This window comes from Pectobacterium araliae, assembly GCF_037076465.1.
Lineage (GTDB): Bacteria > Pseudomonadota > Gammaproteobacteria > Enterobacterales > Enterobacteriaceae > Pectobacterium > Pectobacterium araliae.
The window spans coordinates 2,299,180-2,323,224 of record NZ_AP028908.1 but is presented as its reverse complement, the minus strand read 5'-3'; the positions used below and the strand labels follow the sequence as shown (position 1 = coordinate 2,323,224).

Here is a 24,045-nt window from a genome sequence, read left to right as displayed (position 1 = left end):
CGATAAACACATAGGAGGGCGGATGTGGCAGAGAAAGGAAACATGACATGAATAATGGTGACAACGTCACGTCATGTTTCCTACATCAATAGCGATAGCCTGGAAATTATTTCTCTTCGGGCTTAATTAACGCCAGAATCGTGCCCAACTGTTCGCGTTGTTCAGCACTGACTTCTCGTGCGGCGGAATAGCCTGCATTCTGGATAATCATCTCATTCAGGCCAACTAGCCAGTCATAGATATAAAACGCCGTATTGTTGGTGGGCGTTAGCGACAGCTTGGTGAGGCGCTGTGAAGCGCCAAAGCTGACCGCCTGTTTTTCCGGCTTGGCGAAAATTTTATGGCCGCGATTAATCCGGCTGGCAGGGCGCAGGGATTCATCAAGCTGCTGGAAGCCAAGCCAGGCGACAAAGTCCCCGAGAATAGTGAGCACGCGCGAAACCTGACGGTCAGCTTTATTCTCGCGGTTGATGCCCAACGATTCACCATCGACCAACATATCGACCAATGCTTCTTCGATCCGCAAGCGAATGCTGCCGGTAATCAATTCTTCGACTAGCATTTCAATTGTTGATTTCGGCACATTCAGTAGTTCAAGGAGCGGGGCATTTTCCGGCAGACCACGCAGGTAGTTAATCCAGTAACGATAAACGCCGTGTGCATAGTCCGCCTCATAGCCATAATCGACGGTAATGGCGGGCGCAGCAGGTTGGTCAAGCGCGATCGGCTCATCGGCAAACAGATCGATCTCGATCCCAACACCAAACGGATCGCTATTGATCAAGGGGGCTGAAGGGTCTTCGGCATCGGTGAGAAAACTGCCATAGCTTGCGCCCTGCTGTTGCAGATACAGACGGCGTAGCTCATCACGTGAAGGTAAAAGACGTTCTAGCAACTCGCCGTGTACGCCAGTGCGGGTCTGGAGCGATTTAAGCAAGGTTTCTGCGACGCGCTGTTTTTCCGCGGGATCGTCAACATCAACGGGCAGATACCAGTTCCCCAGCAGGTTATCGCTGAGTTCACGCTGAAGTTCGTTGAGCTGTTCACCTATGCGCCCGAGTTTCACTTCCCGGTGGACTTCAGCACCTAACCACGTTGCCATACGCGCCACACCGCGCTTATCCATCGCCAGCATCGTTCCCCAGACATCGCCTGGGTTACCCACATAGCGCTGTACCGCAGCATCGTAGTTTTGCCCGTGCGTAATACGACGATCGTGGCGAGTGACCGCCCAAATCAGTCCCGGTTTACGGTGGCTACGAACCTGCGCGTTTTCGCCCTGCGTTTGTTTAACCCAGTGATCCAACGCCTTACCGACCACTTTAACATTGCCACGATCGCCAGCGGCGCTGCATACCATCAGTACGTTCATTTCCTGATTATCGGTATAGCGCTCTAGTAGATAGGCGCGTTTTGCACGCAATAACGTGTGAGCCAGCGGATACGGTATAGGTTGGCGTTTTGCTGGTGGTTCGTCCCGCGTTTCGCGGATTTCACCAAAGCCGGGAAAATCCAACACATCGACCTGCTCGAACAACGCTTCTTTGGGAGGCAAGTGCAGCGGGACAAGCAACTCTGCGGTCAGCATCGTTAATTCAGCCAGCGAGAGCTCGGTTGTTTTCCCTGCACGACCATTCTGAACCGGGCGCACCAACACGCCGGGATCGTCGGCGCTGTGCAGACGCTCCAGTGCGGAACCGTCGATCAGACTGTCCGCTGGATTCAAATCATCATCTATCAGCGTTCGTAACGGGGCTAACAGCTTACTTGTACCGGACAGATGTTGCAGCGTGTGGCTGAAATGGCGATATGCAGTGGTCAACGAATTCAATTCACCCCACAACACGGAAAAGAGTTGGGCACGGTCATCAATGGTAAGAAAGGGGGCTAATTCGATTGCAACTGGCCAGAAGTGTGCCTCCAGCTGTTTCTGCCGTTTGACATCGTGACGCGCGAGATAATCCCAGAGTTCGACCACCTCGTCGCGGCTCATCCCTTCGACGGGTTCTGGCTGGCGGTGCATCAACAGCGTTTTAATGTGCTCGGCGATATGGCGTTCATCTAATTCTTCGAACGTTGTCTCTTGATTGAGATCGTTCAAAAACGCGTTGGCCATGATCTTGCCGATGTCCAACTCGCTGAGGAGTTGTAACTGAACGGGAAACGATTTGTTCTTCACGCCAGACTGTCGGCTAAAGCGCGTAACGAGCGCTGCCGCCCGGTCAGACGGGTTAATATGATCAATATAATCCAGCTGTTGCCCTTCAAACGAGGTTTCCAGCTTGCCGTTTTCTCCCCCAGCCAGTGACGCGATCAGATAGTTTTTCCCCGCCTGAGACAGGCCAAAAAAGCCAATGGCAATCTCTTTCTGCGCGACATTGGACAGATGCTGCGCTTTATTGTAATTACGGCGCAATTTGACGATCAGACGGTCGGCTTCAATATCCAGACGCGGGGCGTTCTGTCGCGTGCTTTCAACCCAGTCGATGGCTTGTTCAACACCTTCTGTAACGGCCTGTAGCTGGCCGTGAAGTCGGGTGGAAAGTTGTTTAGGCGTTAATCGTTTCATTTTTTAAATACACTCCCACTATCGATCCAATAATGGGTCGCGCCAGAACCGTTAGCGGATAATGTGTTCAATTTAAGTCGTAAATGATGGGGCGGCACGTGGGTGCCATCTTCCAGCACCGCATCGGCAATTTCAAAGCGCTCGGGGCTGTCCTGATCGTCGCTTTTTGTCACGGCCAACCGGACGCGTAGTTTACTGTCGCCAACAACCTTGCGGGCTAAATCCTGATCGACGATCGACAGCATATAGAGCGAGGAGGCGGGCCAGCGCTCATTGTCTAACTGACGGAAACCGAGGCAGAGTGAACCGCGTACCTGGAAGCGATGTTGCGGGTCAAGCACGAAATCCGGGGCATCCAGATCGATATCGCTGTAATACACATTATCCAGCGTCAGTGCGTTATTGCTGTCCATCATGCCGAGGTAGCGGACCGTAGAGTATGGCTGAAAATCACCGACCTTAAAGTAAAAGCCCGGCAAACGCAGATCGAGCGCCAGCAGGCACAACATTGCGCCGACGGCCGCGGTGGATTTCGGGTTATCAATACGCCCACGTTTGTTAAATGGATACCAGTCGTTAGTGTGATAGCCATCCAGTGACAGCATCCGGTTAATCGGCAGCGGTTGCAGGTGGCGGAACAGCGCCTGAATCCCAGGGAAACGCGAAGGACGGCCAGTGAGCAGCAGCACATCGCACGAATACAGCGACACTACTTCAGACATCAGGCGCAGATTCTGCGTGATATTCATTTTGTTAGACAGGAATTCGCCGTGCAGCTTGTTCAGTTTGAGGATGAGTGGCACCTGCAAAATATCGAATACGCTATCGCTAACTGGCAGCTCGCGCTGCACTTCCGTATTGATGTATTCCAGCACTTTATCTGTCGGTGCCTGTTCCAACAATTCGCCGAAGGTGGATTCGATCTCGGCGCTGGTGTCCAGCGGATCAAAGCGCTCATACGCTTCCAGAATCGCGCGACCGATCGGAATAAAGACCTGCAATGTCACCTGCTGGCGTAGCGTAAGCTGCGCATCCATACGCCCTTCATTGCCGAACAGTTTCGCCATCAACGCATCCGGGCTGGCCAGCCCTGCGGTTTTCAGCGCAGCCTGGAGCGCGGGAAGGATATAGAGCTGAATCACGTCCAGCAGGATATCGTCACCCGCGACCTTAAATCCTTCGCGAAACAGCAGGCGTGGGATGATTTTAACGTTGTTGCCCACACCGTCATCGAGCAGATATTGCGTAATGGCGAGGTCGGTGGTGCCGCCACCGATGTCGATTGAGGCAATGCGCAGCGTTTTTCCTACGGGTTCGCCTTCGTCGAGTTCTTTATCCGGCCGCGCCATGCTGGCGAAGAAATCTTCCGCCCGACCGCCAAAATTCACCTGCGCTTCGTTATACAGGTAAACCATCTGCCCGCAGGTCGCTTCATCCCATTCGATTTGTACGTCAGGCACCGGAATCCGGCTCTGTTGCTTGTCGGCTGGGGTAGTGAAATCGTCATCCATCGGGTGCCAGTCCATCGCTTTCCAGACCAGCGCAATCGCTTCATGCATGCGGCGTCGAAAAATTTCACGTTCAGGCTTCGGCATTGCGGAAGGCAACGTCAGAATGATATTACGCAACTGGCGCGGTGCACTGCTGTGGATCATCTTCAACCGCTGAGCGGCGCTATTCATCTGCATGAGTGCCTGTGCCAGCAGTTCAGAGAGCATGAAGGACATGATCGAGCTGCGACTGTAGTGCGGTGAAAATACCGGTAAACGCTCATCCAGCGGCTGATTGTAGAGAGGTTGACCTTCATCATTCAGCATGATGGTCAGCGGCATGGCAGTCGCTAACGGTTCGGTCTGCGAATGGGCGTCCGTCTGGCTGAAGCGCCAGCCTGGTGCATAGCTTTCTTCATCCCACAGGTAACGACGCGGGCTGGAAATACCGCTCGACCCTTCCGTTCCCTGACGCAGCAGCGCCATGTGGCTAGCCTCACGCCCGACGCGGGTGATCGACGGCCAGATGAAGGCGTCATCACGGCCGCTTTCTACGGAGAAGTTTTCCTTGCCAAACTTTGCCTGTGAAAACTCAACGCGACTCTCAAACAGTTCGTTATACAGATAATGCGGTTCACTCAGATCGCGCAGTTGCAGCTCATAGGTCTGCTTCAGGCCGTTGCTTTCATCGGCATGATCTTCCACCAGAATGCCACAGGTGTGCGAGTTGCCAACATCCAAAATCAGGTCAACGTTGACCGCGGGTTCCTGTAACGTGCTGGTATTGATGCGTATTTCGGGTATTTCGAGCTGGTTGCCCAGCATATCCAACACATTCAAATAATGTGCCTGATATTCAAATCCCCTGAGCGCCACTTTCACATCATGACTATCGCGGTTTTCCTGCACTTTAACCTGCTGAGTAAAGACCTCACGCAGCCAGCCGTCGACCCAAGTTTCATCGAGGAATTCACCCAGTTCATCGCTGTGATAAGCCAACGCAAAATTTCCACCCGTTTTGATGTCATTGGCATTCGGCGCCAGTGACTCGTATTCGTGACCTTCGGGATAGGTTTTAGTATCGAACGCCAGACAAATGCGATGCGTGTTGCCGTCCTGATCGGGCGTATCTAAAGTGAGGATCTGCATCCGCGCCCAGTTGTCTGGACCGCCCATAAAAGTACGCGGCGGATTGAAACGGAAGAAGGGCAGTGGCAGCCAGACTTTCTCCAACAGCTTCAGCGATTGCTCAAGCGAAATACTCAACTCAGGTTTCACGACTTCTGGTGCCATACCGGTGGCAGAAGGGAGTAGATATTTGTCCATGTGTTCATCGTAAAGCAGGTGCAGTAAGGGGCCGTTGGCACTTTTACGCACATAGCAGTTAGGCTGTTCAGCTAAAAACTGCGGCTTTAAGGCAAAATCCAAAAACTGAATTCCGCTGTCCTGAATCAACGTAATGCGTTGTTTATAATCGGTAATCGTCGCCAGCATGATTATTTACTCTCGCGCTTTATCGTCATCGGGAAAACGGTGTTTTCGTCATAGCGACCAATACACTCCGCCGCAGCGCCGGAGGCACCTTGTTTACAGACCAGTTCTGGCATTTGGAAACGTGAATTATCGGAACAGCGGGCACCAGAACGACTGTTGATGATCAAATTGCCGGAGCTCATTAATCCTGCCTCAACATTGGCGCGACACGTGACACCGTCACCATGAGTAATACGCGCCGTCCCTTTACCATTTTGGATTTGGTAGCGCAGGCTAGGTGGTCTGCCGGTAATCGGGGCTTTCCCATCAACAATGACGCGCCAGTTGCCATTCAGGAATTTGATGGAACCGATTTTCACTGCATCGGCAGGCATCACTAAATCATCTTTGCCCGCAGGAAGTGCTGGCACTGGGTCGATAACCGGTTCAATCGGTGGTGCAACAGGCTCTTTGGGTTCAACAACCGCAGGGGCTTCTGGTTTGACTGCCTCTACAATCGGCGGTGCTGAAACGGGTGGCTCAACGGCTTTTACGCTCTCTTTTTCTACGACAGGTGGAGCGGGTGGCGGTGTGGGCTCAGCCGGCGTAGAGGAAGGCAATGCGCGTTTTTCCTGCTTGACCGTTGCAACCTGTTCGGATGTCGGTTTGTCGTCTTGTCCTGACACGCAGCCACGTATTTGCAATGCCAAAATAGCTAACAGCGCGGCGGCAGGTAACAGCCACCATAGACGGAAGAACGGCGGACGAGCAGGCAATGCTGCCGCAGCGGCAAGCGCTGGTGTTGGCTCGACAGACTCAGGCTGAACGATAGGCTGTGGTTCTGGCACGGGTTCAGGGTCAACCAATGGAAGCGGTGGGGCGGGAGTCGGTGTGACCGCAAGCGGCTCAGCGTCCTTGATGACCGGTCGCAGGCAGTCTAACGCATCAAGACGGGATTTCTTATCGAGATTGACGAAGCCCCAGAATGTTAAGACTGGCTTACCATCAACTAGATAGACGTGGTTTGCGCCGGGAAACTGTATTGCTTTTGCCAGCAGGACACCGAAAAGTTTCTGCCCTGCTTTCTCTGCATTTTGCGTACGCAGGCTGATGTCGGCAACCGCAGTTTGATAGGTTTCCAGTAACGACAGCGCCTTTTCTCGTTCTTCTTCGCTGGCAGCAATCCAGGAGGTAACTTTACCGTCAATTGGCGCATACCAGTCAATGCGGTCGCCATGCTCGTTGGGTTGGGGAATCGCCAGACAATCGGCAATTTGCTGCTGTTTTCTGAGACGTAACGTTTCCCGCAATTGAAGTGCCGATGCGTAAACTGGCTGCCCGTTCTCACCCAGCGCCAGAAAATCATCCAAACTTCCACTACGTAAAAATAATTTTGCCACGCAAAAGAGACCTTTTGTAATGATGCCTAAAGCAGAAAATAGAATTAATCTGCGACAGGGTATACTGTAGTGCGAATGATGGCGAATCAAACGCTTAAAGAAGTGATAAAACTAACAAATATTTGAGCAATAGAAAAAGTGGGAAGCGCGACGTGTACTCACAAACAGTGGACAATATCCAGATAATGCAATGAAAATGCTGACAAAAAAGTTGGCAGAAATGAGGGATGCTGCGTCGTGTCAGCTTCCCTCGACGTTGTGAGCGATTACAGTTGGACGTTGCCCGTGATCAGATATGCAGATGAAGTGCTTTGTGACATCGGCGGCAGCGTATCACTGAGGACGTTACCTTTTACATCGGTAAATTCAATGGGGATATCATTCATTCCTACATGCTCCACAATAAAGTGGTTGTAATCGGTTTTTTGTGCCGCGATCCATTGATTGTCGCGCCTATATTTCATTTCAATAACCGGATATTTTACATTTCTGAATTGCACCGCAGCCCAATAAGGGTTTGAACCCTCCTTTATACGATAAATAACGTTGCCATTGACCGGCGCTTCGATCAGCGTCCAGTCGATATTAATTTTCCCATCTTGTAGGTCGCCTATTTTCTCGAATGCATTAAACGATAAATCTAATGCGCAATCGCCACCTTCTGGATAAAGATCCGTGACATAAACCACCGTGCTGCCTTTTGGGCCATTCACTTTCAGGTAAGCCCCTGCCAATGACGCTTTAATACCGCGATAATCCAGTTGGCTCCGGTTTAACGCGGTGATCTCCATGTCCTGTGGAATCGGATCCAACAAGAGCGCGCCGCCCTGATACCCAGAACCCGTTGCGGTTGCGTAGCCGTAACAAATATCGTCCAGTTCCCATTGGGCATGAGCGGTATTGATTAGCGGGATAAAGCATAATGCAGACAGTGTTAACGACGTTATTTTATTCATGTTTCACATCCAATATGATTCAAGAGTAATAACATAGATGAGTGGTAAAAAAATAAAAAACCAAAACAGGAATCCATGTTTTGAGAATCCACTACGTTGAAAACCTATCGTTTTGGTACACCGATAATCAGGCTTTTTTATAAATAAGTAAATCGGTTTTATCTTAAGGTAATAAGCAGTGAATATATCACTGGGTTTATTTATATATGGTAAAATAATTATGTGAATAGAATAATAGATTTGGATTTATTCCAAATATGTTCTACGGTTTAAAGGACGTGACTTACGCTTCAACTCAGATAGCTGCCACTGGCTAATCTATAACGAGGAGATTGCATGACTATTCATAAGAAAGGACAAGCGCATTGGGAAGGTGATATCAAGCAGGGAAAGGGCACGGTTTCAACGGAAAGCGGTGCATTGCAGCAGCAACCTTATGGCTTCAATACCCGCTTTGAGGGCAAAACGGGTACCAATCCGGAAGAACTGCTTGGCGCGGCGCATGCGGCCTGTTTCTCTATGGCGCTATCGCTGATGCTCGGCGAAGAAGGCCATAAACCCGAGTCAATTGATACCACGGCAGATGTATCGTTGGATAAAGTCGAGGGGGGATTTGCGATCACTAAAATCGCGCTTCACAGCACGGTGAAGCTACCAGGGATTGATGAAGCCGCGTTCGATAAGATTATCCAAAAAGCGAAAGCGGGTTGCCCCGTCTCAAAAGTGCTCAAAGCCGACATTACGTTGGACTATCAACTGAACTAACGACCTGCCGTAATCCTACAGATTTTTTCGATAAAAGGGCTTGCCAAGCGACATTGGCGAGCTTTTTTACATTTGTCCAATCAAAAACAGCGAAACGATTAAAAATAATTTAACATCTTTACGATTATAACCATAAAATCAGAATTGCCATTACGGAGTAATCTGGTCATGGCGTAGGACGCACTATAAAGAATAAAAGCAATATTGGGCTGGTCGGCTGTGGTGGCCAGATTCTCTGAGTATGTCGTGCTGTGGAACACAAGCGAGAGTTCAAGATGAATAGAATGACCAAGATCTGTTTTTCTGTGCTGTTGGCCGGTAGTTTGCTGACACCTGTTTTAGTAAATGCGACCGTGTCGGAAGACATGCGCGGTATGCAAAAAAGTTATACTGCCGCGACTAAAGCGGACGATGCTACAGCGTTGAAAACGGCGCTGAGCACATTCCGTGAGTATGTTGTGAATGCCAAAACACAGGTGCCGCCTGATTTCGCCAAGCAGCCTGCAGATGGTCCAGATAGAAAAGCCTATGTGGAAGGTCTGGATAAGATTTTGCAAAAAGTCGACAGCGCGCAGGCTCTCGCGGATGCCGGTAAACTGAGTGAAGCTAAAGCAGCACTCGCGGAAATCAACACCTTGAAAGGTGAATATCACAGTAAATTGAGAGGCTAAATCGCTTTTCGTTTACCATAAGCCGCCAGTGGGAAGCGATCTCACTGGCGGCTTTTTTTATTATAAAGATGATGATCGGCTGATATTGCGGTATGGATGACGCGCAGCAGAAAATCACTTCATCTTCATTTCAGTATTGCGACCGCGTGTTCGCTGGATACGGTGATTGAAGGATATACGTCCATTACTATCTCAATAATGAAGCCGTCAGCCGCGAAGACATTCTCAATACGCGGCTGACCATCACTCAAATGTGGGGAATAAACACCATGATAAATTTAATGGATATGGCTGAGGGGGATTACCCTGGCTATCGCCAGTTTTTTATTCTTGAATATGCTCAGGATCTACAAGAGTCCCGAGGATATGATGCGGAAAAGGCGAGGGCAATTGCCACGCAATCAATCGATATTGCGCTACCACAGGGCAGTCATACGCCAGCCAATAAATTATGGTCCATTCAGTCTTCACATGACGACGGTGTCATCATCGGCTATTTGTGGGTGGTTCTGAACGGAAATTCGGCTTGGGTCTCTGATTTTTACCTTCTACCCGCGTGGCGGGGGCGCGGTTTCGGTAAAGCCTCATTGGCAGCGCTGGACGTGGCAGTCGCGGCGGTAGGTATTCGAGAAATCGGACTGAGAGTCGCTACGCATAACCCGGTCGCCAAAGCGTTATATGAAAAGCAGGGGTTCCAGATTACGGGTTTTAACATGCACAAAAGTCTGGAGTCAGAGGGTAGCTAAGTCTATGAGATAAAAAAACGATCTCTAGCCTTCGCCCCTTATTCTTGTTCATTCCTGCGCCGCTAAAGTTCAAACACGATCACCCGGCGACCCTAAGGCGTTGCCGGGCAACACGTCTAATGGTACAGCGAGGCTAGCGACGACCGCGTAAATTTGTATTCGCGGACCATTCATAAGTTGTGGAAGTATCAGGTTTAAACTTCGCTTTCTTCTTCTCTGCCCGTGTTTGTTTTGCCACGGCTTCACGTTCCTTCATCAGCTTATCGATGTAGTCGTCTTTAATATGATTACTTTCAGAGTTGGTCAGCGGACGGCTCTGTTTTTTTCTAGCCTGATCGAGTAACGTTTTAAGCTGACGCTGTTCATTTTCTGTCATGTCTTTCTGAGTCAGTCTGGGCATGGGAATTGACCTGATAAGCGGGCTGGAAAACACATTGTAGAGGAAAATGCACCGAGGCTCAGATAAATAAGGGGTCAGTTTGGATATCGAAAATTTTGGTCAGGCCAAAATTGATGCCACATGCTGTAAACCAGTTCTGCTTTAGCCTGCTGGCGATATGCTTCAGCAGCGCATCAGAAAATCTTTATTCGATGCGTTCCACATTTGGATGACGCTCGGTTGCGGCTTCATGGAAAATGTCACCCAGCCAGCCGGCAATCTCGCTTTCTGTCATATCGTCTGGAATAGCGATGTCATAGAGTCGAGAAAACTTTCTCTCCGTCAGGTCGGCACGAAATACCAGCCACCGATCATTCTTACGTTGAACGCCAATATGCCGCCCAAAAACGTTATATATCAGCATATGCAATCTCCGATCATGCTGATACATACGTCAGGACATAATTACTCAGCGGAACGGCCAGTTCCTGCCTGTGTCTCTATTGGTTCGCATAATGTATATTATGTTAAATTGATTATGGCAGTGATAAATAACTTCATATCCCACCATCACTCTTTCCAGCAAATCAACATGTAGCAGACTTAAACTTTATAGAACAACGTATTCGCTGCTATTGGGGATTGAACGAAACCAAAATATTCATAGAACTCCCTAGCCTTGCTATCAATAGCATGTACCATGATAGCCTTGATGCCCACTTGGTCGGCTAAGTTAGAAATACGCAGTACAGCATCATTAAGTAACCATTTTCCGAAACTATGACCTTGAGTACAGACATCGACAGCAAGACGCCCCAGCAGAACAACTGGAACGGGATCGGGCATATTCTGACGTAAACTACGGCCTAAGTCAGCGTGGCTCACGGAGCCAGTTGCAATAGAATAGTAACCCACTACACGCTGAGTGTACTCAAGACAAATGACGAATGTGCGCGATGCGTTGAGGTACTGATTTTTAATCGCCCGGCGACGTAGCCAATCATTTAACACCTCATTACCGCAATCGAATAACTGAAGATCATGCCCTTCGGTCAGCAACGTCGGCGTCGTAACATTTATTTCCATTCAGGCTTCACATCCATCAGGCGCTGACGCCCTTCAACATTTTGTACCGGCGCTTCAAGCTGTTCAATAAAAGACTGATAATTGGCATCCTCCAAGACGAACACACGCTGATCCAGAATGATATTCTGGGCCTCATGTACGGCTTTCTCAATGATGAAATCAGTGCGGTTTTTATTAACCAAACTTGCGGCATAATCAATCACTGCGCGTTCCTCATCAGTAGCGCGGATATTAATTTGCTTATCACGAGTCGGCTTACGGACGCTGGTTTGCATGGGAGTTCTCCAGTTGGTAACAAATTGCTATACACAGACCTTAGCTCAATTGGTAACGGATTGCTATACAAAACTTAATCTTCCATCGCTGAAGAGTCTGAACGATTCGGCATGTACCTAAATAATAAATTAATATCTTAATGATCTTGGGCATCCCTCCCGTATCCTGTATGCGTAGAACTGCATCCAGATAGCGCATAACATTGCCGCCCGCTCTGCTTTCTTGTAACCTTCCCTCGACGCAAAATCTGAAACTACCGGACTTCGACCACATGACTGCTCATATTTCTAAAGATCCTTTACATGGCGTAACGCTTGAAATGCAAATCAATGCGTTGGTTGCCCGTTTTGGTTGGGTTGAGCTAGGTCGACAGATCAACATCAATTGCTTTAAAAGCGATCCAAGTGTGAAATCCAGTTTAAAATTTCTGCGTCGGACACCGTGGGCTCGCGCCGAGGTTGAAGCACTGTATCTTGATTCTCTGGATGATGTGGCGCCCGCGAAACCGAATGATGACATTGTTGACCCGTGGGCTAATAGTCGCAAAAGTAAGAGCTAACCCACGTGAAAAAGCCAGTTGTACTTATTGCTGCTGCGCTTCTACTTGTCAGTTGCGCCTCCAAGCCGCCGAGCTCGCTTGTCACCCCGCTCCCCCCAGTTAAACAACCACTCCCAGCCACAGCTCAGCAGAATCAGGAACCCGTACGTGGTGTCTGGCTGGCGACCGTTTCCCGTCTCGATTGGCCGCCAGTGGCGTCAGTCAATGCCAGCAGCCCTACTATCCGCATGACTCAGCAGCAGGAAGCGCTGAAAGGCAAGCTGGATAAATTGAAAAGCCTCGGCATCAACACCGTATTTTTTCAGGTTAAACCCGATGGCACTGCGCTTTGGTCATCTAAAATATTGCCTTGGTCAGATATGTTGACCGGCAATATTGGTGAAGATCCTGGCTACGATCCGCTTCAATTCATTCTGGATGAAGCGCACAAACGTGGTATGAAAGTCCATGCCTGGTTTAATCCCTATCGTGTATCCGTTAATACCAAGCAAGGAACCGTGACGGAACTAAATCGTACATTGTCACAGAATCCGGCCAGCGTATTTGTGTTGCATCGCGACTGGATTCGCACGGCGGGCGATCGCTTTGTACTCGACCCCGGCATTCCCGAAGCACGAAGCTGGATCACCAGTATCGTGGCCGAAGTTGTGGCGCACTACGCTATTGACGGCGTGCAGTTTGATGACTACTTCTATGCTGAATCATCGACCTCAATGCTTAACGATAGCGAAACCTTTCAACGATATGGTCAGGGATTTGGCTCAAAAGCAGACTGGCGTCGGCACAATACTCAACAACTGATCGAGCAGGTTTCGCGCACTATCAAACAGTTGAAGCCTGAAGTTGAGTTCGGCGTCAGTCCCGCTGGCGTATGGCGCAACCGGTCACACGATGCAGCCGGCTCCGACACGCGAGGCGCTGCCGCCTATGATGAAGCTTATGCCGATACTCGCCAGTGGGTGCAGCAAGGGTTGCTGGATTATATTGCCCCGCAGCTGTATTGGCCTTTCGCACGCGATGCGGCTCGCTATGATGTATTGGCAAAATGGTGGGTGGATGTGGTGAAACCCACGAGCACGCGCCTCTATATTGGCGTTGCCTTGTATAAAGTCGGTGAACCGTCAAAGAATGAACCAGACTGGATGATAAAGGGCGGTGTGCCAGAGCTGAAAAAGCAGCTCGATTTGAACGAGTCTACGCCACATATTAATGGCACGATTTTGTTCAGGGAGAACTACCTGAATCAGCCACAGACTCAGGAAGCGGTTAATTATCTTAGAAATCGCTGGAATCCTATTTAACGGAACGGGTGCAGAGGCATCCAAAATCTCTGCATCAGTCTTTATATAGACAGAAAGCAACATATCGTTCCCCCTCGCCTGTGGTTTTCACACCGTTTTTCCTCGCTAAAAGTGTTGTTTACTCCACTCGTTACCACCTTTTCGGCTCAAAAATTCCGCGGCAGGCGGATTTTTTTGCGTATTTAATAAGCATGTAAGATAACCATGGCATCATGAATAGTCATTAATTATTCAACCAGTTGATTTTTATGTAAAAAAATAAAGGTTTCGAAACGAAATAAATCATTGAGTCGGTGACTGAAAAACCCTATATTGGCCGCGTTTTTCTTATAGCAGTTACATGTTTAATTCATTTATTCAACTGTGATTGCCAGCGAGCACACGGTTGTAGGAGAGATATGATGACGGATAAAGTCCGTATTGACAGTTTAGGTGCGAATTCATTAAACGGAAACAATGAAACCTATTTGGCAAGACAAGCTGAATTTGAATCGAACGTGAGGAGTTATCCACGCAAATTGCCTCTGGCAATTGCGAAAGCCGAAGGTGTGTGGATCACCGATGTTGAGAATAATCAATATCTTGATTGTCTGGCCGGAGCGGGAACGCTGGCGCTTGGGCATAATCATCCTGACGTGCTGCAAAGCATCCAACGTGTCATTACTAGCGGCTTGCCGTTACATACACTAGATCTGACAACGCCGTTGAAAGATCAGTTCTCCGAATATCTGCTTTCCTTATTACCTGGTCAGGGCAAAGAGTATTGCCTCCAGTTTACCGGCCCTTCTGGCGCCGATGCGGTCGAAGCCGCGCTGAAGCTGGCCAAGAAATACACCGGTCGTGCTGGTGTGATCAGCTTCTCCGGTGGCTACCACGGCATGACGCATGGTGCGCTGTCAGTAACCGGTAACCTTTCACCGAAAGAAGCGGTCGATGGCATGATGCCTGAAGTCCAGTTTATGCCTTATCCACATCAGTACCGCTGCCCGCTGGGTATTGGCGGTGATGCTGGCGTTAAAGCATTAACCTACTATTTTGAAAACCTGATCAACGACGTTGAGAGTGGCGTACGCAAACCCGCGGCGGTCATTTTGGAAGCCGTTCAAGGTGAAGGCGGCGTTAATCCTGCGCCTGCCGAGTGGTTGCAGCGCATCCGTAAAGTAACGCAGGAACACGGTATCCTGCTGATCATCGACGAAGTTCAGGCGGGCTTTGCACGTACCGGTAAATTCTTCGCCTTTGAACACGCGGGTATTGAGCCAGATATTATCGTGATGTCTAAAGCAGTCGGTGGCGGCCTGCCATTAGCTGTATTGGGTATCAAAAAGCAGTTCGACGCCTGGGCGCCGGGTCACCATACTGGCACCTTCCGCGGTAACCAACTGGCGATGGCAACGGGTCTGACGACGCTGAAATACCTCAAAGACAATCAGGTAGCCAATAAAGTCGCCGAGCAAGGTGAATGGCTGAAGGCTAAACTGGCTGAACTGCAAAAACGTTATCCCGTGATCGGCCACGTTCGCGGTCTGGGTTTGATGATCGGGATTGAGATGGTTAAGCCTGACGAAGCGCAGGATCACATGGGGTGCTACCCATCTGATGGCGAATTGTCTGCTCTGTTACAGAAAAAATGCTTTGAATCAGGCCTGATTCTGGAGCGCGGTGGCCGTAATGGTTGCGTTCTGCGTCTATTGCCATCCCTGCTGATCAGTAATGCTGAGTTGGAAATCTTCCTGGATAAATTTGAAAACGCCCTGCTGTCTGCTGGCGTGAAGCCAGTCTAAGTGGAGCGAATGACCACGATGTCCCAATTAGTGAAAACAGAAGCAGTGGAAACAAAAATCAACCCGATTCTGGCCGCTTCTGCACAGAGTATCGAAGCCTATCAGGACGCGATCGCGCAGAGTAGCCAGGCCGTCATGCAGTGGTTGCAACAGCCTGAGATGTATCAGGGGAAAAGCGTTGCTGAACTGCGTGAACGCATCGTGCTGGATTTTAATCCTCAGGGGCTGGGTAACCAGGCCGCTATCGAGCGTGCGATTGAGTACTTTTTGAAAGACAGCCTGTCGGTACATCATCCACAGTGTGTCGCTCACCTGCACTGCCCGAGTCTGGTGGTTAGTCAGGCAGCTGAAGTGTTAATTAACGCCACCAACCAGAGCATGGATTCTTGGGATCAAAGCCCGTCAGCGACCATCATTGAGATGAAGCTGATTGAGTGGCTGCGTACTCAGGTCGGCTATCAGTCTGGCGATGCTGGCGTATTCACCAGCGGCGGCACCCAAAGTAACCTGATGGGGCTGATGCTGGCGCGTGATGCCTTCTTTGCCCGTCAGGGTCATTCGATCCAGCAAGATGGATTGGTTGGTAACCTGAAGAAAATTAAAGTGTTCTGTTCTGAAAATGCCCATTTCTCGGTGCAAAAGAACATGGCTTTACTGGGTTTGGGTTATCAATGCGTTACGCTGGTGAAAACCGATCGCTTCGCGCGGATGGATCTGAACGATTTAGCAGAGAAAGTGGCGCAGTCCAAGGCTAACGGCGAGCAGATTCTGGCCATTGTCGCGACAGCCGGTACGACCGACGCAGGCGCGATCGACCCTCTGCGGGCGATTGCAACACTGGCAGCGGAACACCAAATTTGGGTACACGTTGATGCAGCCTGGGGCGGCGCACTGCTGCTGTCAGAGAAGTATCGTGATTATCTGGACGGCATTGAGCTAGTGGATTCCATTACGTTAGATTTCCATAAACAATTCTTCCAGACCATCAGCTGTGGCGCATTCTTGCTGAAAGAAGCACGCCATTATGAGCTGATGCGCTATCAAGCGGCTTACCTGAACTCTGAGTTCGACGAAGCACAGGGCGTACCGAATCTGGTGTCAAAATCATTGCAGACGACGCGCCGTTTTGATGCGCTGAAACTGTGGATGGGTCTGGAAGCACTAGGCCAACAGCAGTACGCGGCGATCATCGATCACGGCGTCACGCTGGCACAACAGGTTGCACAGTATGTGGATGAACATGCCTCGCTGGAATTGGTGATGCAGCCACAGCTGGCAAGTGTGCTGTTCCGTTTCCGCCCACAGCCGTTGGCGACAGCGGCCGATGCGGCGATTGCGTTGCTTAACCAACGCATTGGCGATGCTCTGCTAGCGTCAGGGCGAGCCAACGTAGGCGTCACCGAATTTAACGGCGTTACCTGCCTGAAGCTGACGTTACTGAACCCAACGGTCAATCTGGATGATGTCAAAGTCCTGCTGGCTCTGGTTGAAAGTACAGCCCAGCAACTGCTGACAGCGTAATCCCCTGCTCTACTGCATCATTAAAGCCGATAATACTCAATGTGTTATCGGCTTTTTACTCCGTGTTTTTTAATACGAATATCCCGGTTTTTTCGCCAGCGTATCTAAATGTGGCTTGATAAGCGGATCGTAAACGTCATCCTTCCAGCGTTCGCGCTGAATTTCGTTAAACGCCACAGAAAGCGAGTCGTCAGAAGAGCCGAAATGCGTCTTCAAAACCGCCGCGAGATCTTCAGCGATGACTTTCTTCTCTTCTTCAGATAAGTTTCTTGGGAAGTGTTTGACATCAATATGGGGCATGGGAGAGTCCTTTTCAGTGATGAAACAGTACGTTGGTTAAGATAGCCATTGTGCGTGAAGACAGCAATAGGATGCTCCGCCTGATGATAAACAATCCATTTGAGATAAATTGGCCTAAACCCATCGAAGTGTGTCATTCAGGCCACTGTTAGCGATCTGCCTGATTCTTATACTGCTCCTATTCGGCGCGTAACAGCGCGACCCGTTACCCTGATATAGGAACAATAAGAGATAGCAAAATCAATCAGCTGCTGGATTATCTACGAGGCCATCTCCGTTCCCCTTACTCTTTGGATGCACTGGCGTACCAAGTGCAGATGAGTCGCAGGACATTTACCCGACATTTTTTCCGTGCTACGGGCATGACGGTCAGCGACTGGTTAACCGCGGAACGACTTCGCCATAGTCAGGTATTGTTGGAATCGACGTCCCATTCAATCGAAGCAATTGCCGATAGTGCAGGGTTTCAGTCAGTGGTGACATTTCGCCAGCAGTTTAAACAGCGTTTTAGCGTTAGTCCGACCGACTGGCGCAAAACGTTTCAGGATAAAAGCAGCTTCCGCTAATCCCTGTCTTGTACAAAGAAATAGCCAGATCATTATGCTATTGGTGAAGATACAGATCGCCACCTATCCTTAAAATGTGATTATGATCACACTCATCGATACTGCAAACACAACACCTCACTGACAGACACACGCCCTTTCTGATTAACGTTACTCATCCATCGTTACTCTCTGTTTATCCAAGATAAAACATGGAGAACTTATGAAAAAGTGCAATACGACGCTGATTATTTTCAGCGACCTCGATGGGTCACTGCTCGACCATGAAACTTACCGATGGGATGCCGCACAACCGTGGCTGATGCGACTGGCAAACGAGGCAATACCGCTGATTATCACCACCAGTAAAACAGCGGCGGAAGTTGAACGTTTACAGCGGGCGTTAGGGCTGGATGAGTATCCCTATATTGCGGAAAACGGTGCCGTTGTGGTGCTACCGCAGGCATGGCAAGCGCATCCTGATTATCCAAGAAAAAGGATCGGCTCAGGATATTCCGTCATCCGTACTCAGTTAGAGCAACTGCGTACATCCGGTTTTCGCTTCAAAGGATTTGGCGATATGAGCCACGCAGAAATAGCCGATGCCACAGGGTTAAGCGAGCAAGATGCCCGACGTGCGCAACAGCGTGAAGCCTCTGAACCGTTGCTTTGGCTGGATGATGCCGACAGGTTACCGCATTTTCGTCAGTTATTGGCGGATGTGGGCCTGACTCTGACGCAAGGCGGTCGCTTCTATCACGTCATGGATAGACAAGCGAGTAAGGGATTTACGAGTAACTGGATAAAAACACAGTACATTGAGAGATACGGCGCGAATATCAAAACACTGGGTCTGGGCGATGGTCCGAATGATCTATCCCTTCTATGCGCAGTAGATTGGGCCGTATTAATTAAAGGCAAGGAGAATCAAATCGTTAAGCTGCCTGAATCATACGTCGGTGAGCAATATTGTACGCAGAATTCAGGGCCTCAAGGCTGGAGTGAAGGGCTGGAACATTTTATCGGCAACGGCTATTTCTCGGCATGAACTAGCCACCAGATAGTATGGGAGCACATGATGAGCGAATTTTATCAAGATGGCATCATTACCAATTTTCACAACCTCACTCAGAGAAGCACGGAAGAGTTGGAATATGAACTTCAGGTCTTTTCCGGGCAAAACAGCATGGGGCTGATTTTGCCATCGCTTTATTCTGAGCTAGAAGGTCCTGCACTGAGTCATATCATCGATCAGCTGTCTCAGGTTTCTTACCTTGGCGAAATTGTGATTGGGCTGGATCGTGCTGATCGGGAACAGTTTCTTTACGCCCGAAAATTCTTCTCTCGCCTGCCACAACGACATCGAATTCTGTGGAACGATGGCCCACGTCTGAAAGCGCTCAGCGACGAGCTGGCTGAAAAATCACTCGCACCGCAGGAACCCGGCAAAGGCCGGAATGTCTGGTTTTGTGTCGGTTATACGCTAGCATCGCGCCGCTCTGCCTGTGTCGCACTGCATGACTGTGACATTGTCACTTATGATCGCGCAATGCTGGCTCGCCTGCTCTACCCGGTGGCGAATCCGCACTTTAGTTATGACTTCTGTAAAGGCTATTACGCCCGCGTTGCTGAGGGAAAACTGAATGGCCGTGTGGGTCGCTTACTGGTCTATCCGTTATTGAAATCGCTGCAAAAGGTTTACGGCAATTCCGACTACCTCGATTACATGCGCAGTTACCGTTACCCACTTTCTGGTGAGTTTGCAATGCGTACCTCAATCCTGAACAACTTGCGTATTCCAAGCGATTGGGGGCTGGAGATTGGTGTGCTGTCAGAAATTCATCGCGGAACCGCAACCCGCCGTATTTGTCAGGTAGATATCGCGGACCGCTACGACCATAAACATCAGCCGATCTCTGAAGACGACCCGAACGCAGGATTGCAGCGCATGGCGGCTGACATCACCAAAGCGCTGTACCGCAAGCTGGCGATTCTCGGCGTGAATATCACCACGGACTCTTTCCGTGTCCTACGGGCGACCTACTATCGAACCGCTCTTGATATGATCGATGCCTTCGAACACGATGCCCGAATGAACGGCCTGAGTTTCGACCGTCATAAAGAGGAGTCGGCGGTGGAGTTATTTTCTGATGTCATCACCTTTTCCGGCCATGCCTATAGCGATAGCCCGGGTGATAAACCCTTTGTGCCGAGCTGGAATCGCGTGCAGTCTGCTTTTCCCGACATCCTTGACCGATTGTACGCGGCGGTAGAAGCCGACAATCAGGAAGAATGATTTCTCCTCCATGCCATCGCTACTTCATAGAGCAAGCGCATCATGATGCATCACTTCATGCGTCATGATGGATCTCTTGCATAAGTAATTCATATCATTTGACTTAATTACTGGATGAATAAATAAATTTTTTTTACCTTTAATCGATACGTAGAAAAGGTGAAGTTTCCCGCTATACGGGAAAACTTGGCGTAAGAAAATATTATTTCACCTATTTGACAAGACATTAGAGAACGACCGATTAGAAAAATTGGCGCATTTTATGCTTTAGCTTTCCTGCCATTATGTAACTAAGGAGAGTGTTTTGATGAATTTTTTAATCAATGAAAGCGACGTATTAAACCCGAAACGCAGAGCATTATTAAAACTTTCTGGCGCCCTGCTGGGGACGGTTGCGGTAACAACAGGGGTAAGTTCACGAGTTTTTGCCGAAACTCAGCCTGAAAACTCAGCGTTTACCGCACCATCGGCTGATAACCCAATCCGCATTAATTTCAATGAAAATCCGTTGGGTATGTCGCCCAAGGCGCAAGCCGCGGCACGCGATGCCGTCGTGAAAGCCAACCGCTACGCAAAGAATGAAATTTTGATGCTCGGCAATAAACTGGCGGCGCACCACCAGGTGGAAGCCCCATCCATTTTACTGACGGCGGGATCGTCCGAAGGTATCCGTGCGGCGATTGAAGCCTACGCGTCGCTGGATGCACAACTGGTGATCCCTGAATTAACCTATGGTGATGGCGAACATTTTGCCAAGATTGCCGGAATTAAAGTCACCAAAGTTAAAATGCTCGACAACTGGGCGTTCGATATTGAAGGGCTAAAAGCCGCTGTTGCGGGTTACAGCGGCCCTTCTATCGTTTATTTGGTCAATCCCAACAACCCAACGGGCACGATTACACCTGCGGATTTAATCGAACCGTGGATTGCCAGCAAGCCTGCCAATACGATGTTTATCGTCGATGAAGCCTACGCCGAGTTCGTTAATGACCCACGTTTCCGCTCTATTTCGCCGATGATTACCCAAGGTGCAGAGAATATTATTCTGCTCAAAACCTTCTCCAAAATACACGCTATGGCCGGTATGCGCGTTGGGTATGCCGTCGCGCATCCAGCTGTGATTGCGTTGATGGGACGGTATGTCGCGGGTGAAAAAATCAACTTTAGTGGCGTGGATGCCGCATTGGCATCAATGAACGATTCGGCATTTATTACTTACAGCAAAAAGAGTAATGATGTGTCACGTCAAATCCTGCTGAAAGCGTTAGATGACCTGAAACTGCCATACTTACCGTCTGAAGGAAATTTTGTTTTCCACCAACTAGTCGTTCCACTTAAGGATTACCAAAAGCATATGGCAGACGCAGGCGTGCTGATCGGTCGCGCGTTTCCTCCGGCAGATAGCTGGTGCCGTATCTCGTTAGGGACGCCGCAGGAAATGCAATGGGTCGCGGATACCATGCGCGAATTCCGCAACAAGAACTGGATTTAATTCTCTGTCATACCGCTCTTGTCGCCCCGCAATGGTGCGGTACCCTGCCTCCCTGGCTTGTCTTTATTGAACGGTATTCGACTTCTGCCCCTCTCTCTGAGGGGCAATAATTTCTGAACCACCTCGTTGAAACCGGAGTAACGCTTGACCCATCGTGAATTGCACGGCTAAATGATCTTATGCCTTTCATTATTTATATTGATATCAGGCACAAGCAAAATATGAAAACGGTCAGGGAGAAAAGAGCATGATTATTTTTGTTACTGGTGCAACGGCTGGGTTTGGTGAGTCGATTACCCGTAAATTTATTAGCGCGGGCCATAAAGTGATCGCGACGGGCCGCCGTCAGGAACGTCTGGATGCGTTGAAGGTGGAACTGGGCGATGCGTTGTATACGCTAAAATTAGATGTGCGCGATCGTCAGGCGATAGAACAGGCTGTGTCCTCTCTGCCTGCTGAGTGGCGGGCAATTGATGTGCTGGTCAATAACGCCGGTCTGGCACTGGGTCTTGAACCGGCACATAAAGCATCGGTAGACGATTGGGAAAATATGATCGATACCAACAATAAAGGGCTAGTGTTTATGACGCGTGCGCTGCTGCCAGCCATGGTGGAGCGTAATATCGGTCACGTCATCAATATCGGTTCTACCGCAGGAAACTGGCCTTATGCGGGCGGTAATGTGTACGGTGCCAGCAAGGCGTTCGTACAGCAGTTTAGCCTGGGATTACGTGCCGATCTGTCTGGCACCCGAATCCGCGTAACGAATATCGAACCAGGTCTGGTCGGTGGAACCGAGTTCTCGGCCGTGCGTTTCAAAGGTAACGATGACAAAGTCAGCAAAACCTATGACAACACCACACCGCTGACGGCCGAAGACGTGTCTGAAGCCGTTTTCTGGGTTGCTACCCTGCCTGCGCACGTTAATATCAACACACTGGAAATGATGCCGGTCAGCCAATCTTTTGCCGGTTTAAGTGTACACCGCGAAGGCTGATAGCCACCTACAACACGAAGACTCGGGGCATGGACGTAAGTTTCATGCCCTTTTATCTCCCTTTTAGCGCAATGCTGTGCGGTTATAGTGCGGTTGATACGAAGGATGTATACTTCCCGTTATAGGCAACCTTTCGTTTTGCACGACGCGCGAAGGTTACAGGGAACGGCGGTCGCCTTTTGTTGTCTATCGCTTGCCGTGTGCGTGTTATCGTTTTGCGGCATCAGCGTGTGTTTTTATCATTCGTTCTGTCAAGGTGAAACATGAACCACTACTCTTTTTCTTCTCTGACTCGGGCTTTCATCCCACTTTCTCTGGTTATCGTTTCTGCTGCCTGGCAGCCTGCCGCACTGGCTGATACGCGTCACATCATTGTCGATTCTGGTGATAGCACGTTGTCGAAAGAAGCGGCGCGTCAAAGCAAAGAGCAATGGGACTCAACCCGCTCACTGCGTAATAAAGTGAACAACCGCGTTGAGAAAGAATTCGATAAAACTGAAAAAGCCATTGATGGGCGTGAAAAATGTAACGCCAGCTATAACGTCAATGCTTACTGGGAAAACACGACCGATCGTTGCCTCGATCGTCGTACTGGTCGCCCGGTTGCCCCCTGATTTTTACCCACGCCTTCCGGCGTGGGTTTCCCTTTTTTCTTCGTATTGCCGCGCATTCGTCTGTATGCGAGGAGTATCGCCGTTACATTTCAACATGACCATTTTATGTCGTAGCAACAGCTGCGCTTATCCAGAGAATGGAGTGCATCAGGATGAATATGGATTTAGCTCGATTATTTTCACGTCCTTTTCACATAAAGTTGTGGGGTCTGCTCATGATGTGCTTGTTGGTCAGCTCATGCGCAAGCACGTATCCAGAAACGGACAACATCACGCATATCGCCAATAACAACGGTACGCTTATTGCTGAGTCCAATACCTACGTTTACACATTCCCCGACGCAAGAACGCAAAAGGAGTATCAGGACTATTATGCGTTTTATCGCGATTATAAAGACATCATCACGGGTGTGAGGGTCGATTTTTCTCTCCGTAATAATGGTCAAGTCTATGCAAGCTATAAAAACATGATTGATACTCACCGATTGACCAACGATCAGAAAATCGATTTACGTGAGCTTTACGCGGCACAAATTCCCACGACGATGGGAAAAGGCGAAGTGACGTTTAGCGCGCAAGGCACGTTCAGTAAGAAAAAAGGGTCACTGGTCAGCCCGACAGAAAATGGTCGCTTGCCGCAGCCAATCCCTGTTGTAATCAATAGCAGTGATAACTCCGGTAAAGAAGTACTGCTTGCCCCTCTCATGATTCCGGCTGTTATCCTTTTTCCTCTGTTTATGATGTATGGCTGCGCCACGGGCCCCTGCGTCTAGAATGTTTCCTGGCCATCGTTGATGGCCTGATTTCGCGGCTTTTTCGCGTTAT

The 24,045-nt window shown here is 49.6% G+C and carries 22 protein-coding genes and 1 pseudogene; 14 read left to right on the top strand and 9 right to left on the bottom strand.

Features of this window, described 5'->3' with window-relative positions:
• Positions 1-106: 106 nt before the first annotated feature.
• From AACH44_RS10520 to AACH44_RS10505, 4 genes are all read right to left on the bottom strand, one after another.
• Entirely contained in the window at positions 107-2,569 is a 2,463-nt protein-coding gene (locus AACH44_RS10520) for a putative virulence factor (protein WP_338659594.1), read from the bottom strand.
• The gene (locus AACH44_RS10515) at positions 2,566-5,553 is read right to left on the bottom strand and encodes a virulence factor SrfB (RefSeq protein ID WP_338659593.1); all 2,988 of its coding nucleotides are present in this window, start codon (positions 5,551-5,553) and stop codon (positions 2,566-2,568) included. The genes AACH44_RS10520 and AACH44_RS10515 overlap by 4 nt, the downstream gene beginning before the upstream one ends.
• A 2-nt stretch (positions 5,554-5,555) precedes the next feature.
• Positions 5,556-6,932 (bottom strand): SrfA family protein, encoded by a 1,377-nt coding sequence (locus tag AACH44_RS10510; RefSeq protein WP_261849757.1) that lies wholly within the window; start codon positions 6,930-6,932, stop codon positions 5,556-5,558.
• Positions 6,933-7,198: 266 nt separating this feature from the next.
• Entirely contained in the window at positions 7,199-7,888 is a 690-nt protein-coding gene (locus AACH44_RS10505; RefSeq protein WP_261849756.1) for an expansin EXLX1 family cellulose-binding protein, read from the bottom strand.
• A gap of 336 nt (positions 7,889-8,224) precedes the next feature.
• Between AACH44_RS10505 and AACH44_RS10500 the strand changes: the two genes are divergently transcribed.
• From AACH44_RS10500 to AACH44_RS10490, 3 genes are all read left to right on the top strand, one after another.
• Positions 8,225-8,653 carry an OsmC family protein gene (locus tag AACH44_RS10500; protein ID WP_261849755.1) on the top strand — a complete coding sequence of 143 codons (429 nt, stop codon included), beginning with the start codon at positions 8,225-8,227 and terminating at the stop codon, positions 8,651-8,653.
• 275 nt (positions 8,654-8,928) lie between these two features.
• Entirely contained in the window at positions 8,929-9,324 is a 396-nt protein-coding gene (locus AACH44_RS10495; RefSeq protein ID WP_338659592.1) for a cytochrome b562, read from the top strand.
• A gap of 269 nt (positions 9,325-9,593) precedes the next feature.
• Positions 9,594-10,070 carry a GNAT family N-acetyltransferase gene (locus tag AACH44_RS10490; protein WP_261849753.1) on the top strand — a complete coding sequence of 159 codons (477 nt, stop codon included), beginning with the start codon at positions 9,594-9,596 and terminating at the stop codon, positions 10,068-10,070.
• A gap of 133 nt (positions 10,071-10,203) precedes the next feature.
• Here AACH44_RS10490 and AACH44_RS10485 read toward each other — a convergent pair whose 3' ends face one another.
• The 4 genes from AACH44_RS10485 to AACH44_RS10470 all read right to left on the bottom strand — a co-directional run bounded on the left by AACH44_RS10485 (position 10,204) and on the right by AACH44_RS10470 (position 11,810).
• On the bottom strand, positions 10,204-10,470 hold the full coding sequence (locus AACH44_RS10485) for a DUF3811 domain-containing protein (RefSeq protein ID WP_425606639.1): 267 nt from the start codon (positions 10,468-10,470) through the stop codon (positions 10,204-10,206).
• 184 nt (positions 10,471-10,654) lie between these two features.
• Positions 10,655-10,873: a DUF7661 family protein gene (locus AACH44_RS10480; RefSeq protein ID WP_261849752.1), complete on the bottom strand. Its 219-nt coding sequence runs from the start codon at positions 10,871-10,873 to the stop codon at positions 10,655-10,657.
• 179 nt (positions 10,874-11,052) lie between these two features.
• Positions 11,053-11,535, bottom strand: a complete 483-nt coding sequence (locus tag AACH44_RS10475) for a GNAT family N-acetyltransferase (RefSeq protein WP_261849751.1) — start codon at positions 11,533-11,535, stop codon at positions 11,053-11,055.
• Positions 11,526-11,810 (bottom strand): DUF1778 domain-containing protein, encoded by a 285-nt coding sequence (locus AACH44_RS10470; protein WP_261849750.1) that lies wholly within the window; start codon positions 11,808-11,810, stop codon positions 11,526-11,528. Before AACH44_RS10470 ends, AACH44_RS10475 begins: the two co-directional genes overlap by 10 nt.
• A gap of 272 nt (positions 11,811-12,082) precedes the next feature.
• On the opposite strand from AACH44_RS10470, the gene AACH44_RS10465 reads away from it, so the two are divergent.
• The 4 genes from AACH44_RS10465 (at position 12,083) to AACH44_RS10450 (ending at position 16,976) form a co-directional block, all read left to right on the top strand.
• A complete protein-coding gene (locus tag AACH44_RS10465; protein ID WP_338659591.1) occupies positions 12,083-12,370 on the top strand; it encodes a VF530 family protein in 288 nt (95 codons plus the stop codon).
• 5 nt (positions 12,371-12,375) lie between these two features.
• On the top strand, positions 12,376-13,671 hold the full coding sequence (locus AACH44_RS10460; RefSeq protein WP_338659590.1) for a glycoside hydrolase family 10 protein: 1,296 nt from the start codon (positions 12,376-12,378) through the stop codon (positions 13,669-13,671).
• A gap of 401 nt (positions 13,672-14,072) precedes the next feature.
• Positions 14,073-15,455 carry a diaminobutyrate--2-oxoglutarate transaminase gene (locus AACH44_RS10455; protein ID WP_261849775.1) on the top strand — a complete coding sequence of 461 codons (1,383 nt, stop codon included), beginning with the start codon at positions 14,073-14,075 and terminating at the stop codon, positions 15,453-15,455.
• Between the two features lie 9 nt (positions 15,456-15,464).
• Complete coding sequence (locus tag AACH44_RS10450; RefSeq protein WP_338659589.1) at positions 15,465-16,976, top strand: aspartate aminotransferase family protein; 1,512 nt, start codon at positions 15,465-15,467, stop codon at positions 16,974-16,976.
• 69 nt (positions 16,977-17,045) lie between these two features.
• On the opposite strand, the gene pptA is transcribed toward AACH44_RS10450, so the two are convergent.
• Entirely contained in the window at positions 17,046-17,276 is a 231-nt protein-coding gene (gene pptA, locus AACH44_RS10445) for a tautomerase PptA (protein WP_261849746.1), read from the bottom strand.
• Between the two features lie 227 nt (positions 17,277-17,503).
• On the opposite strand from pptA, the pseudogene AACH44_RS10440 reads away from it, so the two are divergent.
• From AACH44_RS10440 to AACH44_RS10410, 7 genes and pseudogenes are all read left to right on the top strand, one after another.
• Positions 17,504-17,842: pseudogene (locus tag AACH44_RS10440) on the top strand (helix-turn-helix domain-containing protein); the annotation flags it as partial.
• A 202-nt stretch (positions 17,843-18,044) separates the two neighbouring features.
• Complete coding sequence (locus AACH44_RS10435; RefSeq protein ID WP_338659588.1) at positions 18,045-18,869, top strand: mannosyl-3-phosphoglycerate phosphatase-related protein; 825 nt, start codon at positions 18,045-18,047, stop codon at positions 18,867-18,869.
• A gap of 30 nt (positions 18,870-18,899) precedes the next feature.
• Positions 18,900-20,117, top strand: a complete 1,218-nt coding sequence (locus AACH44_RS10430; protein WP_261849774.1) for a glycosyl transferase — start codon at positions 18,900-18,902, stop codon at positions 20,115-20,117.
• 307 nt (positions 20,118-20,424) lie between these two features.
• Entirely contained in the window at positions 20,425-21,609 is a 1,185-nt protein-coding gene (locus AACH44_RS10425) for a pyridoxal phosphate-dependent aminotransferase (RefSeq protein ID WP_261849744.1), read from the top strand.
• 247 nt (positions 21,610-21,856) lie between these two features.
• Entirely contained in the window at positions 21,857-22,606 is a 750-nt protein-coding gene (ydfG, locus tag AACH44_RS10420) for a bifunctional NADP-dependent 3-hydroxy acid dehydrogenase/3-hydroxypropionate dehydrogenase YdfG (RefSeq protein WP_261849743.1), read from the top strand.
• A gap of 263 nt (positions 22,607-22,869) precedes the next feature.
• Positions 22,870-23,220, top strand: a complete 351-nt coding sequence (locus AACH44_RS10415; protein WP_261849742.1) for a DUF1283 family protein — start codon at positions 22,870-22,872, stop codon at positions 23,218-23,220.
• A 152-nt stretch (positions 23,221-23,372) separates the two neighbouring features.
• Positions 23,373-23,993, top strand: coding sequence for a hypothetical protein (locus AACH44_RS10410; protein ID WP_338659587.1), 621 nt, complete (start codon positions 23,373-23,375; stop codon positions 23,991-23,993).
• Positions 23,994-24,045: the final 52 nt, after the last annotated feature.